General features: G+C 36.1%; 15 protein-coding genes. 7 read left to right on the plus strand and 8 right to left on the minus strand.

Annotated features, from left to right (window positions below):
- Positions 1-199 precede the first annotated feature (199 nt).
- Both ACFQ13_RS15060 and ACFQ13_RS15065 read right to left on the minus strand, forming a co-directional pair.
- On the minus strand, positions 200-1,510 hold the full coding sequence (locus ACFQ13_RS15060) for an amylo-alpha-1,6-glucosidase (protein ID WP_386118777.1): 1,311 nt from the start codon (positions 1,508-1,510) through the stop codon (positions 200-202).
- A gap of 69 nt (positions 1,511-1,579) precedes the next feature.
- Positions 1,580-4,246: a TonB-dependent receptor domain-containing protein gene (locus ACFQ13_RS15065; RefSeq protein WP_386118779.1), complete on the minus strand. Its 2,667-nt coding sequence runs from the start codon at positions 4,244-4,246 to the stop codon at positions 1,580-1,582.
- Between the two features lie 120 nt (positions 4,247-4,366).
- Here ACFQ13_RS15065 and ACFQ13_RS15070 point away from each other — a divergent pair, with 120 nt between their 5' ends.
- From ACFQ13_RS15070 to ACFQ13_RS15085, 4 genes are all read left to right on the plus strand, one after another.
- Positions 4,367-5,389 carry a LacI family DNA-binding transcriptional regulator gene (locus ACFQ13_RS15070; protein WP_386118781.1) on the plus strand — a complete coding sequence of 341 codons (1,023 nt, stop codon included), beginning with the start codon at positions 4,367-4,369 and terminating at the stop codon, positions 5,387-5,389.
- 51 nt (positions 5,390-5,440) lie between these two features.
- Positions 5,441-6,232, plus strand: a complete 792-nt coding sequence (locus ACFQ13_RS15075) for an undecaprenyl-diphosphate phosphatase (protein ID WP_386118783.1) — start codon at positions 5,441-5,443, stop codon at positions 6,230-6,232.
- Positions 6,232-6,954 (plus strand): tRNA pseudouridine(55) synthase TruB, encoded by a 723-nt coding sequence (gene truB, locus ACFQ13_RS15080; RefSeq protein ID WP_386118784.1) that lies wholly within the window; start codon positions 6,232-6,234, stop codon positions 6,952-6,954. The genes ACFQ13_RS15075 and truB overlap by 1 nt, the downstream gene beginning before the upstream one ends.
- A gap of 308 nt (positions 6,955-7,262) precedes the next feature.
- Complete coding sequence (locus tag ACFQ13_RS15085) at positions 7,263-7,778, plus strand: hypothetical protein (protein WP_386118786.1); 516 nt, start codon at positions 7,263-7,265, stop codon at positions 7,776-7,778.
- Between the two features lie 25 nt (positions 7,779-7,803).
- Here the strand turns inward: ACFQ13_RS15085 and ACFQ13_RS15090 are convergent, their stop codons facing one another.
- A complete protein-coding gene (locus tag ACFQ13_RS15090; protein WP_386118787.1) occupies positions 7,804-8,418 on the minus strand; it encodes a thioredoxin family protein in 615 nt (204 codons plus the stop codon).
- Positions 8,419-8,497: 79 nt separating this feature from the next.
- On the opposite strand from ACFQ13_RS15090, the gene ACFQ13_RS15095 reads away from it, so the two are divergent.
- Positions 8,498-9,073, plus strand: a complete 576-nt coding sequence (locus tag ACFQ13_RS15095) for a DNA-3-methyladenine glycosylase I (RefSeq protein ID WP_386118789.1) — start codon at positions 8,498-8,500, stop codon at positions 9,071-9,073.
- On the opposite strand, the gene aat is transcribed toward ACFQ13_RS15095, so the two are convergent.
- The 3 genes from aat to ACFQ13_RS15110 all read right to left on the minus strand — a co-directional run bounded on the left by aat (position 9,042) and on the right by ACFQ13_RS15110 (position 11,230).
- On the minus strand, positions 9,042-9,680 hold the full coding sequence (aat, locus tag ACFQ13_RS15100) for a leucyl/phenylalanyl-tRNA--protein transferase (RefSeq protein WP_386118792.1): 639 nt from the start codon (positions 9,678-9,680) through the stop codon (positions 9,042-9,044). The genes ACFQ13_RS15095 and aat overlap by 32 nt on opposite strands.
- 257 nt (positions 9,681-9,937) lie before the next feature.
- The gene (locus tag ACFQ13_RS15105) at positions 9,938-10,315 is read right to left on the minus strand and encodes a DUF3127 domain-containing protein (protein WP_114308334.1); all 378 of its coding nucleotides are present in this window, start codon (positions 10,313-10,315) and stop codon (positions 9,938-9,940) included.
- 45 nt (positions 10,316-10,360) lie between these two features.
- Positions 10,361-11,230, minus strand: coding sequence for a flavin reductase family protein (locus tag ACFQ13_RS15110; protein ID WP_386118794.1), 870 nt, complete (start codon positions 11,228-11,230; stop codon positions 10,361-10,363).
- 280 nt (positions 11,231-11,510) lie between these two features.
- Here ACFQ13_RS15110 and ACFQ13_RS15115 point away from each other — a divergent pair, with 280 nt between their 5' ends.
- Complete coding sequence (locus ACFQ13_RS15115; protein WP_386118797.1) at positions 11,511-12,665, plus strand: sensor histidine kinase; 1,155 nt, start codon at positions 11,511-11,513, stop codon at positions 12,663-12,665.
- Positions 12,666-12,877: 212 nt separating this feature from the next.
- Complete coding sequence (locus ACFQ13_RS15120; RefSeq protein WP_386118800.1) at positions 12,878-13,240, plus strand: hypothetical protein; 363 nt, start codon at positions 12,878-12,880, stop codon at positions 13,238-13,240.
- On the opposite strand, the gene ACFQ13_RS15125 is transcribed toward ACFQ13_RS15120, so the two are convergent.
- Both ACFQ13_RS15125 and greA read right to left on the minus strand, forming a co-directional pair.
- Positions 13,235-13,624 carry an HIT family protein gene (locus tag ACFQ13_RS15125; RefSeq protein ID WP_386118801.1) on the minus strand — a complete coding sequence of 130 codons (390 nt, stop codon included), beginning with the start codon at positions 13,622-13,624 and terminating at the stop codon, positions 13,235-13,237. The two genes, ACFQ13_RS15120 and ACFQ13_RS15125, sit on opposite strands and share 6 nt — an antisense overlap.
- Before the next feature lie 86 nt (positions 13,625-13,710).
- Positions 13,711-14,184, minus strand: coding sequence for a transcription elongation factor GreA (gene greA / locus ACFQ13_RS15130; protein WP_114308339.1), 474 nt, complete (start codon positions 14,182-14,184; stop codon positions 13,711-13,713).
- Positions 14,185-14,234 lie beyond the last annotated feature (50 nt).

Below are 14,234 nucleotides of genomic sequence, written 5' to 3' on the forward strand. Positions count from 1 at the left end.
AATATAAGAAATAGCCCCGAATGTTGAGGATCTACAGAATGCCGTCATTGAATTCCGTCTCAGGTTTTCTACGGCATTAGGATTTAGGGTTGCTTAAAGCCTTACTGAGATTTTCAGTGACAAAAAGAAACGCTTTATAACTCTAAAAATATGACTTATTTCAATGTACTTCGTCTTGAAATAAGTCATAGATGTATTATTAAGATTTTAAGAGGTCTAAAAATAAAGCTGCACTCCATGAGAAGTTATGCCCTCCGTATCCGGCATTGTCTTTTACCTCCTTTCTAGGATCAAAATACTCGTAAAAACCATATTTTTCTATTAGGGTAATAGAATCGTCTTTAACACGTTTGGCTAAATCGGTGTAATCATAAGTTTTTAAACCTTTGTAGAGTAACCAGTTGAGGTTAATCCAAATTGGGCCTCTCCAATACTTTTTAGGATTATAACGATCGCTTTCAGGATCAAAGGAGGCACAGAGGTAGTGTGCTTCGGTTGCGAATTTAGAGGTTAAGGTATCAATTACAATTTTGGCTTGTGCTTCATTAGGAATACCCGCAAATAAAGGAGTAAATGAAGATGAGGTTATAAATTCAATTTGCTTTTCATTTCTAAGATCATAATGCACATAAGCGCCTAATTTTTCATTGAATAATTTTTCATTAAATCTAGCTATAGCCTTTGTTTGCCATTGTTTTAATGTTTCAATTTTATCGGCATTATCTCCAATTAATTCATAGAGTTCTATTAAGGCCGCGTTAGATTTTATAAGCATAGAGTTAACCAAAGGATCTTGAACTAAAAACGGTGATAATTCCGCAATTTTAGCATCATCGTAGTTATGAGCTTTTGCAATTTCTATAAGGTGCAAATAGTAATCATATTCTCTGTTAGACGGTCTTTGGGTAGGATCTACATGGGTGGTATCGCGGCGTTCAAATTTATAGTGTGGCGGATCCATGGTATCCCAAATATCATCCCAAATAGGCGAATTATCTGTACCCGATTCCCAGTTGTGATAGATGTACACTAAACCCTCTTGATTAGGATCTCTATGGGTATAAAAGTGCTTGTGATTATCAAAAACCTTATCAATATTCGCTTTTATAAAGTTAAGCGTGTCTTCTTTGTCGTCTATAATATCATAAAGCTCTTTTAGCACAAAGCCTAAAACTGGAGGTTGTGTCATTCCTGTGGTTCTGTGGCTTTTGGAGGCCAAAGGGTGTAATTTAGACAGATGGAATTCTGGGCCAGGAAAGTACGTATCGCTATCATTATGAAAAACGATATGTGGAAGAAATCCATTTTCCCATTGGGCACTGAGTAACGCTTCTATTTCACGTTTGGCTTTTACCGCATCGTAATGGGCAAAGCCGATGGCTATAAAACCAGAATCCCAGTTCCATTGAAATGGATATAAGCCTTCACACGGAATGGTAAACCCCTTGTCTTCGTTGAAATTATTGTTAAGAACGGTTTTTGCCGTTTGTATTAAATTTTCTTTTGTCATGATAGCAGTATAAAATTTGAGATAGCATTGACACCCGCTACGGTGTCAATGCCGATGTATAAATTAGGTTTAAAAATTAAATGTTGTCGTTAAGAAGAAACGTCTTGGTAAAATTGGTCGTCCTACAAAAAAGTCTCCATCACTAGACTGTCCTGAAATCCCTGCTCTAGGGTTACCTTCAGTAAGTCCCGCACTATCAAATAGGTTAAAGACTGAAAAACCAACACGAAGGTTGTTGTTTCCTGCAGTTTCAAAAGTATAACCAGCACCAATTCTTGCGATGGTGATAGGATCTAACTCTACATTATTGGTGTCATCCGTATATTTAGCACCTGTGTGATTAACAGTAAAGTTGGCGTCTAGTTTACGGTTGTCGTAGTTTAAACCTAAAGACCCTAAAATGTTAGGCTGTCTAGCAATTTCATTACCTTCATTAATGGTTGTGATTCCCCCATTGACTAAATCTTCTGTTTGATTTTTTGAAATTTCATGATTTTGGTAGGTTACCGTTGCTGAGGCGCTTAAATAATCTGTAAACCTGTAATTTCCTGTGGCTTCTAATCCAACGGTTTTTGTAGATTGTTCACTACGTCCTTGGTCTACTAACTCTCCATTAACAATGGCCTGATCAATACGAATACGATCGCTAAGTCCAACATAATATACAGCCGCAGAACCTGAGAATTTTTGTGTTCCGAATTTGGCACCAAGTTCCCCTTGAATAATTGTTTCGGCTTCATAATTAGTATCTCTAATTCCTGGTGTTGGCGTGAAACCTCTCTGCTGTGGAAAGAAATAACCTCTAGAAAAGTTAGCGTATAAATTTGTTGCTTCTGTAAGTTTATACAAACCGGCTAAAGATAAGGCCCAGTCTGTAGCTTCAATTTCACCTGTTGTAAAGGTTCCATCAGCAAACCTTACGTTTTGTAAGTCGCTAGTAAGTTCTGTATCGGTATACACTTGGCTTGTGGCAAGACCACCATGTCTAAAGGTCCCTTTAGTAGATTCTACTCTTAACCCTACATCAAAACGCCATTTGTCTAAAACAATTTCATCTGTAATGTAAAAAGCGGTTCTACTTTGTTCTAAATAATTATTTAAAGTCATACCAATTCTATTGTACAAGCCTCCTGTAGAGTAAACAACATTATCTCCGGTAGCGTTGGTATAGCTTAAGTTAACCAGTTGCGGATTGTTATTAAATTCTGAAAGAACACGGTATTGGTAGTTCACATCTTCTGCTTCTGTTCTTGCTAAGAAGGTTCCTGCGGTATAGGTATGAATTCCGTTATCTGATTTTAATATTAAACGCGCTTCACCAGAATAATCCGTCATTGGGCGTAGTCGGTCTATATGTAAGTTTTCTATCACTAAATCATTCCCGTTAATTTGTGCACCAGAACCCCCTTGGTAAGTGGCACTGTATCCCGTGTTATTTGGAGCGACAGCACTCACATAATCCGATAAAGTAATTGGGTTACCGTAATTACCTTCTCCACCAATGTAAAGGGCAAAATTGTGTTTGTAATTGGCATATTTCACTTTAGATTCAAACCTTAAGTTATCGCTTAAGTTGTAATCAAAATCCGCTAAAAGGTAGCCTCCTTTGGTATACACACCATCGTCAATTGGGCTTTCATATACGCCTCCTGGAGTTAAAAATGAGGTGTTGGCTAACTCGCCAGATAATAATTGTTCCACCGGATCACCATCGTTCCCCGTAAGACGTTCTCTAGATCCACCTTCTAAAGGGAGTGGCATAAAGAATTGAGCTCTATCATTGATAAATTGTCCGTGAATGGTAAAGGATCCATTTTCAAATTTTTGTTTCAAATTAGCACGTAATTGAAATCCTCGAGTATCCATACCGGTGTCAATTGGTCCGCTATCCTTTCTTACAAAACCTGTAACGGCATAAAAGGTGTTAGAATCTTCACCACCTAAACGACCACCAGTATAAAAGTCAGTTTTAAAACGACCAGAATCGCCATATTCTAAGTTGATGATATTTTCTTCATTGCTGTCTCCGGTTTTACTTGTATAGTTAATAATACCCGCTACAGAACCCGATCCGTAAAGTACCGCAGCACCACCTCTTACAAATTCAACCCCTTTAAAACCGATGTCTGCACGCGCATAAACATCATGGGCAGAAGAGTTCAGACCAAAGGTTGCCATTAAGGGCATACCATCGTATTGTAAAGGATTAAAAACATATTGTCCACCAGAAGGCAAACCTCTTACAAATAAATTAGTTGCGGTTTCTCCACCACCACCTTCTGCGGTGATCCCTGGAATACTTCTTAAAATATCAGCCTGACTATTAGCGGATAACTTAGTAATGTCCTTTTGTTTTACAGAACTAATAGACATTGGTGTATCTTTCTGAGATCTAAATGTTGAAGAGGCTGTAAGAACGACAGTATCTAATGTATTACCACCTTCGGTTAAAACAGCATTTATGGTAATGAGTTCCCCGTTACATATAATGGATTTCTCAAAGGTTTGAAATCCGACATAAGAAATTTGAAGCGTTTGTGCTCCGGATACATTAGTGGTAAATGCAAATTTTCCATCAAAATCGGAAATAGCACCAGAGGTACTCCCTTTAATGATGACGTTGGCTCCCATAATTGGCATACCGGAGGCGTCTGTAATTTTACCCGTAATTTCGGTTTGTGAAAAAGCAGTAAACGCACAAAGAAACAGTGCGAATGCGAGTAGAGATGTTTTCATTCGTTTATAGTTTTGTTGTTATATGGGTAAATTTATTATCAAATTGTTAAGTTTGTGTCAGAAAAATTATGAAATTACCACGCAAACGTTTGCGGTAACGTTTGTGTTAAACAAAATAGTGTGAAAAGTAAAATTCCTACGTTAAAAGAAATTGCGACCAAATTAGGCCTATCCATTTCTACAGTATCTCGAGCCTTAAATGATCATCCCGATATTAGTGCGCCCACTCGCAAACGAGTTAAAGACCTAGCTGCTGAGCTTAATTACATTCCTAATATTTTTGCGAAAGGCTTTAGAACCCATAAGACCAATATTATTGGGGTTATTGTGCCGAGTATTACGCATTATTTTACCACCACTTTAATGCGAGGAATTTTAGAGGAAGCCTCGCTACAAGGGTATCGGGTAATTGTTTCGGAATCTAATGATGATGTGGATAAACAGACCGAAATGTTAAACACAATGATTCAGTTTGGTGTAGATGGCGTGCTTTTGTCTTTGTCTAAAATGACTAGAGATATCAGTTCCATTTTAAAATTGATGAATACTTTACCGCTCATTTTATTTGATAAGGCCTCTAATAAAATTCCGTGTACACAGGTGGTGATTAATGAAGAGGAAGCGGGTTATAATGCGGTAGAACATTTAATAAATATTGGTAAACGTCGCATTGCCATTATAAAAGAATCTGAATTTTCTTATAATTCTGAAAAGCGTTACGAAGGCTATTTAAGAGCTTTAAAGGAAAATAATATCCCTGTGGACGAAAAAATTATTTTAAGTGTTGACGATATTTCGATTAGACAAGGGAAAAGAATGGCTAATGTTCTAATGAGTTTAAAGGAAAAACCTGATGCTATTTTTGCGATAACAGATGGCGCTGCCATTGGGGTAATTAAAGCCCTAAACAAACTCAATGTTAAAATTCCTGAAGAGGTAGCTGTGGTTGGATTTAGTAATTCTATAAACTCTACCATAATAGAACCTATGCTGACTACCATTGATCAGCCCGGCCAAAAAATAGGGACTACTGCCGTTAAATATTTAATTGAAGAAATGAAGCATCCTAATGCGATGCTCATAAATAAAACCATTGAAATTAGAAGTCACTTAATAATTAGAGACTCTACCTTTAAAGTTTGATAAGTAAGCCTCATTTTACTTACTTTTGCCCGATATCGATATCTACATGTCATGGAAATTATAGACGCAATTGTTTTAGGAATTATTCAAGGCCTTACTGAATTTTTACCTGTATCATCTAGTGGTCACTTAGAAATTGGGAAAGCTTTATTGGGAGATGAATCGGTCCCTCAAGAAAGTTTACTCTTTACAGTGGTGCTTCACTTTGCGACAGCACTGAGTACTATGGTTATTTTCAGAAAAGATATTCTAGCCATTTTAAAAGGTGTTTTCAAATTTGAATGGAATGAAGATCTTCAGTTTATTTCTAAAATAGCCCTCTCTATGCTACCTGCAGCGATTGTCGGTGTCTTTTTTGAAGAAGAGTTAGAACAATTATTTAATGGAAATATTTTACTGGTAGGCTGTATGCTTATCGTAACAGCGGTTTTACTTTTTTTAGCTGATAAAGCTAAGGATACCCAAAAGAAAGTTTCATTTGCCAATGCTTTTGTTATTGGTGTTTCTCAGGCCATTGCCATGTTACCTGGAATATCACGCTCCGGAGCTACAATTTCTACTTCTGTATTATTAGGAAACGATAAAACCAAGGCCGCACGTTTTTCATTTTTAATGGTTGTGCCTTTAATCTTTGGTAAGATTGCTAAAGATCTTTTAAGTGGCGAACTCACTTATGATAGTGGAAATTTTACAGCCTTAAGTGTCGGTTTTGTTGCTGCATTTGTAGCCGGATTATTTGCTTGTACTTGGATGATTGCCCTCGTGAAAAAAAGTAAATTAAGTTATTTTGCAATCTATTGTGTCATTGCTGGTAGTGCAGCTATAATTTGGTCATTAAGCTAATGCAAACGGAAGAAGAATTTAAAAACGGACAAGTTTTATTAATAGATAAACCATTAACTTGGACCTCATTTCAGGCGGTTAATAAATTGCGTTGGTCTATTAGACAAGCGTTTAATATTAAAAAAATTAAAGTAGGCCACGCCGGAACTTTAGATCCTTTAGCGACAGGTTTACTTGTGATTTGTACTGGAAAAATGACCAAACAAATCAATATATTCCAAGGTCAAGAAAAGGAATATACGGGCACTTTTGTTATCGGAGGAACAACACCGTCCTTTGATTTAGAAACCGAGGTCAATGAGACCTTTCCTGTAGACCATATTACAGAAGATGCTATTAAAGAGTGCATTCCACAATTTATAGGGAAAATAGAACAGTATCCTCCGGTATTTTCTGCGCTTAAAAAAGATGGGAAACGCTTGTACGAATTTGCTAGAGCAGGTGAGGAGGTTGAGATTAAACCCCGACAGGTTGAGATTTCAGAGTTTGAAATCACCGAAATTAAACCTGTAGAAGAGGGTAATAATCCTACTTTAGAATTAAAATTTAGAGTGGTTTGTAGTAAGGGAACTTATATTAGATCTTTGGCGAATGACTTCGGAAAAGCGTTAAACTCAGGGGCACATTTATCTGTTTTACGTCGTACTAGAATTGGTGATTTTAAAGTTGAAGATGCACTTACACCTGAAGTTTTTATGGCAGGATTACCTTCTAAAGACTGATTTAACAAGGGTTTAAGATGAGGTCTTCATCTATTTCTTCGTAATTTTCGTATATATTAAGATACTTAAATTGATGACTACTGAAATTTATTGAACAACATAAAGCCACAATTATTACCAGTCTTATTGCGGGTATTGTAATTCTAGGACTGTTTAGTTTCCAGCTAAAACCTCAGGGAAATCTAATAAGCGAAAGTTACTATCTTTTAGAACCAGAGCCTGAACCTCAAGAAACCCTTCAGGAATCGGAAGCGCTAAGTGAGGCTTCTACCAATAAGGCGTTTAATGAAGACGAGTCGTTTAAAGAAATGATGCGTAATTTTAAAACGGTGAGGGCTGATGATTTTGAACGTACAACTAAAGCCAGAGAAGCGGCTAAAGCTAATGACGCTAATGAAGAAGCCCAAGACGCCGTAAAAGAGAGCTACGCAACGCCTGACAGTAAGGGCGATTATGCTTTAAATACTAAGGAAACGGCCGCTTATAAAAAACTTCAGGAGGAACTTCAGCAACGTCTTAAAAATAAGAAGCAAGCCGATGAGCATGCTAAAACCAAAGGCACCTTAACATACGCTTTAAAAGGACGCGTTTTAACGTATTATAAAATACCGCGATACCTCTGTGAAGTTGGCGGTAAAATTGTAATCACGATTAAGGTGAATAGTGCGGGCAATGTAGTAGACGCCTTAGTTAATGGCGCTTCTAATTCTAATAATAAGTGCTTAATTGATCATGCCATTAGCTATGCAAAATCTGTTCAGTTTAATGCCGCTTCAAGACAAGATCAATTAGGAACTATTACATTTTTATTTCAAGGAAAATAAACCTTTACCCAAAGGTAAAAGCGGCTTATTTAAGTAAGTTTACTAAATCTTCTACAGTAGACTGGCCTTTATCTTTATTGTACCAACGTTGTAGATCTTCCTTAAACTCGGGTGTTAATTGACCGTGTTTTGCTTTGTAATCTTGCACCATAGTCGTAGCGACTGTAGGACGTGGACCAAACGTGTTTAAAACTTCCTTAGTCTCTGTGTCTAGCATGATAAGCTTTGGAATAGATTTTCCACCGTTAGTTAAAAATTGATTCATAAGCGCTTTGTTTTCGTCTCTTAAAACCACTTTATAATCAATAGCATCACTAAGTTCAGCAACTTTATTAATTATAGGCATAATATGAGCGGCATCACCACACCAGCTTTCAGAAATCACCAACCAAGTAACTTTACGATCTAAATTTTCAATTTCAGATTTTAAGTTTTCAGCCACTTTTGCGGTTTTATCCCAACGCCTCATTCGGCGGTCGTTAAGCTGCGTGTAATTCACTAAGGCTTCAGTTTTCTCAATTCCTGTAGTTGAATTTTCTGCAACTAAGGTTGTAATTAAAGTTCGGTATTCAGCATAAGTCATACTTTTTTCAAGACTTTCTGAAATCATATCGGTTAAGGTAAGTGTGTCTGTTTCCATATCACAAAAATAAGATTCTGTTGCTAGTTTTTATGCAACAGTTGTTACATTAGTAGGATGAAATTTAATTCCTTACAAGATGACTAAAAACAGATGCGGTTGGTGTGTTGGCGATCCTTTATACGAGGCTTATCACGATGAAGAATGGGGTGTGCCGGTTTATGATGATGCGACCTTATTTGAATTTTTAATTTTAGAAACGTTTCAGGCGGGTTTAAGTTGGATAACCATTTTAAGAAAGCGTGAAAATTTTAGGGAAGCTTTAGATCAGTTCGATTATAAAAAAATCGCGACTTATCAAGAAGAGAAAATCAATACGCTGCTTGAAAATGCAGGTATAATTAGGAATAAATTAAAAATTAAAGCAACAGTAACTAATGCCCAGGCCTTTCTAAAAATCCAAGAAGAGTTCGGTTCCTTTTCCAACTATATTTGGGGCTTTGTAAATGGGACGCCAATACAAAATGCTATAGGGCATTATAAAGACACGCCTAACAATACGGCTTTGAGTGATGGTATTAGTAAAGATTTAAAAAAGCGCGGTTTTAAATTTGTAGGTTCTACCGTGGTTTATGCTCATATGCAGGCCACAGGTATGGTTAATGACCACGAAGTGTCTTGCTTTAGATATCTTGAGGTTCGAGATAAGTCATAAATGTAGCTCTTGAAATGTCTTTTGCCCCTAAACTTTCGAGGTGATTGGTATAGATTTGGCAGTCAATAAGCTTGTAATTAGAGTTTTTTACAAAAGTGATGAAACCCACCTTACTAGCATTACTTACGGTAGTAAACATGCTTTCTCCACAAAACACAGTGTCGTTTATGGCAATACCATAGAGGCCTGCAACCAAGATGTCATCTTGCCAAACTTCAACCGATTTTGCATAGCCTAGGTGATGGAGTTTTACATAAGCTTTAATCATATCATTGGTAATCCAAGTGCCTTCTTGTCCGGTGCGTTTTGTCGCTGCACAATGTTCTAACACCTCTCTAAACGCTTTGTTTTCGGTAACCTTAAACGTATTCTTTTTAAGAATTTGCTTCATGCTCTTAGAGATCTTTAAATCCTCTGGAAATAATACAAAACGCGGATCTGGTGACCACCATAAAATGGGCTCTTCGTCTTGGTACCATGGAAAAATACCTTTTGAGTAGGCATGTAACAAACGCTCAGAAGATAAATCGCCACCAACAGCAAGAAGTCCGTCTTCAGAAGCTTCAGTGACGTCAGGAAATTTAATGTTTTGTGTTAAAAAGTGCATAAGAAGTCGCTAAGTTGAGTTTTTGCGTATTTAAAATTAAGCCTTTAGTTTTGATGTTAAAAGATTTTTTTTGATATTTGAGAGACCTTTTGTTATAAATTTATTTTGTTCATCATTGCATTTATGTAAAGGTCAAACCTAAAACCAAATTACGAAGTCCTAACTAACCATTAGGACTTTTTTATACCCTATTAAGACCTAAAAAAAGACCTGCTTTTTAAAAACAGGTCTTTTTATATAAGTCTAAATTGTGTTATTTAGAATGGTAAATCGTCATTATCACCTTCATCTAAATCTTTAACAGGCTCAAAAGCTTCTGTTGGTGGTACAGGAGGCATATTTCCACCTGAAGCATCACCTTGTACAGCTTCGATTCTCCAACCTTGAATAGAGTTAAAATATTTAGTTTCACCTTGTGGATTAACCCACTCACGGCCTCTTAAGTTAATACTAATCTTAACTTGCTGACCCACTTTATAACTGTTTAATAAATCAGTTTTATCTTGAACAAATTCTACCATAATATGTTGTGGATATTGTTCTTCTGTAGTGACTACAATTTCTCTTTTTCTAAATCCGTTGCTTCCAAAGGATTGTGTCTCACCTACCATCTTAATTCGTCCTTGTACTTCCATTTTTTCTTAATCTATAATTTATTATAATGCTTAAATATTTTGCGGCTACGAAAGTAATAACTTCCAAGCACTTTCTACGTCTCCATAGCTCAAATAATTTTGAGCTAATTTATGTTTTTCTCTATGCGATGCCGTTTTAATATCCGGATAGCGCTCACTAAGGTCGTTAATAAAACTTTCAACATCTGTGGTGCTAGGCAAAGCTTGTACATTACCCAACATTCCTAAATTGTTTCCGGTAAGAATCATGCTATTTTTAACATGATCAGGGAGTTGGTCCACACCAATACCTAGGGTACTTAAAGGTTTTGGGATTTCAAAAAAACCATTTTTGGCTCTACTGTAGTAACTTCCACCGGCGCGGGCCACCAAATCTAATGCTTCTTGGTTTATGGATTGATCCGTATTTAAAACCTCTTCTGAGATGTGTAATTTTACCACTTCGCAAATCACTAAATTCCCGGCGCCACCTTCGGTTCCTAAGGAAATAATATCGTTTACCTTGCACTCAAACTGTACGGGCGATTCGGCAACACGCATAGGTTTTACACGTTCTGAAGGATCCATGGTTAAACCAGCTTTTTCAAATTCATTAACGCCTTCAGGGTATTCTGTACTACTCAATGACATTTGCTGCACAATATCATAATTTACCACATTAATAACCACTTCTTTGGTTTTCTCTATGTTTTCTAAAGTATGTTTAGTGGTATTGTTTCTTACGCGTCGTGCGGGTGAAAAAATTAATATCGGCGGATTGGCACTAAAAACATTAAAAAAACTAAACGGAGATAAATTAGGTTTCCCTTCTGCGTCTAGTGTACTGGCAAATGCAATAGGTCTTGGTGCCACAGCACTTAATAAATAGCTGTGTAAATTGCTGGTAGTAAGATCTTCGGGATTAAATGAGGCCATGTATTTTGCTGATTTTCAACAAATATAAAAATTATAGATGGGGAATAAAACTATTTTAAGTTTGTATTTACACAATAATTTCAACATTTTTTCATTGTATAACAAAGCGCATAAACGGGGTAAATAAACTTTTGTTTTTCACGATTAGAGGCGGTTGGTTTTTATAAAATAAGTTGTCCCAAGCTTAGGATGGCCACTTTTAAGAAACCGGAATACCAAGGTTTAAAACCCTACAAACTGATTCCTTTTAGTATATTTAGAACTGAAATTAAACGCAACAATGAACTTTAGCTTTGACCGCAATGTTATTCGATGGATTATAATTATCTCATCATTTTTTATCATCTCTCTTATTTTATTAAATACCTATACCTTTTTTCAGAATTTTAAAGTCGAAGAACGTTCCAAGATGAATACGTGGTCGGTGGCCATTAAAGATATAGGAACTCCAAAGCTAAACGATGAGGTCAATATTGTTACAGATCACGTTATTACCGAAACCATTATTAATACCCCCGTTTTGGTAATGAGTGAAGATGGGGAGCTGAGTACCTCTCGTAATATAGATGAAGATCTTCTTAAGGATCCACGCTATGTGCAAGAATTGGTAGAACAATTTAAAAGTGAAAATACGCCTATTGAGGTGAGTATGGATTCGGACTCTAAGCAGCTCATTTATTATGGGAATTCGCCTTTATTAAATAAATTGAAATACTATCCTTTAGCCTTACTTCTTATCATTTTACTTTTTGCAGCCGTGGTCTATTTCTTTTATCGCAGTAGTAAAATAGCAGAGCAGAATAAGTTATGGACCGGTATGGCAAAGGAAACCGCGCACCAAATTGGGACGCCTTTATCTTCTCTTGTGGGTTGGGCTGAAATTTTAAAGTCTGAAAATGTAAACCCTGAATACATTTCTGAAATTGAAAAGGATATTGACCGACTGAAAACGATTACCGAACGTTTTAGTAAAATAGGCTCTGTACCGATACTTAAAAATGTGAATATTGTTGAAGTTACAAATTCCTCTTTTGAATATTTAAAATCGAGATCTTCCAAATTAATCAATTTTGAAATTGTAAGTCCAGATCGCAAAATTGATGTTAAACTCAATGAGCAGTTGTTTAGTTGGACCATAGAAAACCTAGTGAAGAATGCCATTGATGCCATGAAAGGCAAGGGCGATTTAAAATTAGAATTAAAGCAATTAGAAAATCAGGTTTTTATTACGGTTTCAGATACCGGAAAAGGAATTCCTAAACTGTCTTTCAACAAAATATTTGAGCCTGGCTATACCACCAAAAAAAGAGGTTGGGGCTTAGGGTTATCGCTTTCAAAACGCATTATTGAAGATTACCATAATGGTAAAATAAAAGTTTTACATTCTGAAATTGGAAAAGGAACGACCATACAAATTATGCTAAAACAAGATTAAATTATTGGCGTGTGAGTTATAGTAGTTTACACAATTGAATTAGTAATTTAAAATTTCTTGAATACAGCGTTATTATTGGGTTAAGTACTTGTATTATAGCTTGTTGTTTTTTGTGTAGTTTTAAGTTGAAGTCTTATGCTAATGCGGTGGAATTTTGCCGGTTACAGAAAAAAAAGAAAAGGATTTCTTGAAAATTTAGCTTAAATTTGGCCATGAATTCGTCTAAATTTTTCACATTAAAAGAAGCCCGTATTGGCAATAACTGTCCGGAATGTTATTCTAACGATAGTTTAGAGCTTACCCTAAAACAAAAGTTAATTGAAACTAAGTTTTATAAAGCCATTACAGAAGAAACGGCAAGTGAATTACTCTGCCATAATTGTGAAATGCAAATTTTTCCGGTACGCTGGACGGATGATATAGAGCGTGTGGTAGATTACCATTTAAGAGGTCTTAATATAAAGACGAAATCGACGAAGCTTAAGCCAATCGCTTGGGCAATAATTGCCTCAGGAATCTTGTTATTGGTTATGATATCCTTATGGGCGGCAGGGGTTATTTCAGTAGTCTTATAAGAAAGACGCTATCTTCTTTGCAATCGCTTCAAACTCTTCTGGTTCTAATTTTTGCTTAGTTGAAAAACGAGCATCTTCCATAGAATGTAAAGGAATTAGGTGTACATGAACATGAGGAACCTCAAGACCAATTACCGTCATTCCTATACGTTTACAAGGCACAGCTTTTTCTAAAGCCAAACCAACACGTCTAGAAAATTGCATTAATCCGTTGTATGTCGCTTCATCTAAGTCTAAAAGTTGATCAACTTCCTTTTTAGGAATACATAGTGTATGTCCTTTAGAATTGGGGTTGATGTCTAAAAAGGCGTAAAAGTCTTCGGTCTCTGCAACTTTATAAGATGGGATTTCTCCAGAAATTATTTTGGTAAAAATAGTGGCCATAGGGTATGTAACTTAAGTCTTATAAATATAAAAAGATTCCTCTAAAGAGAAATCTTTTTAATATAACTTTATTAGAAAGTGGGTAATTACCTTGAGATTTCTAAAATGTCAAATTTCATAATTCCACTAGGAACTTGAATTTCGGCAACATCACCAACAGATTTTCCTAATAACCCTTTTCCTATAGGTGAGTTAATAGAAATTTTTCCAGAGGCTAAATCAGCTTCACTTTCAGCAACTAAAGTATAGGTCATTTCCATACCGTTAGTTTGGTTTTTTATTTTTACAATTGAAAGCGCTAAAACTTTAGAGGTGTCTAATTGCGACTCATCTATAACTCTAGCACCAGCAAGGGTTTCTTCTAGTTTTGAAATTTTCATTTCTAACATGCCTTGAGCTTCTTTTGCAGCATCGTATTCTGCATTTTCACTTAAATCACCTTTGTCTCTTGCGTCTGCAATTGCTTGCGATGCCTTAGGACGTTCCACATCTTTAAGTTGGTTTAACTCTTCTCTTAATTTTTTTAAACCTTCAGCTGTGTAATAAGATACTTTACTCATAATTTCATCGTTTTAAATATAACGCACTCTCAAAAGATTTGTTCTTTGTT

Source organism: Winogradskyella rapida (genome assembly GCF_042675845.1).
In the GTDB taxonomy this organism is placed as follows: domain Bacteria; phylum Bacteroidota; class Bacteroidia; order Flavobacteriales; family Flavobacteriaceae; genus Winogradskyella; species Winogradskyella rapida.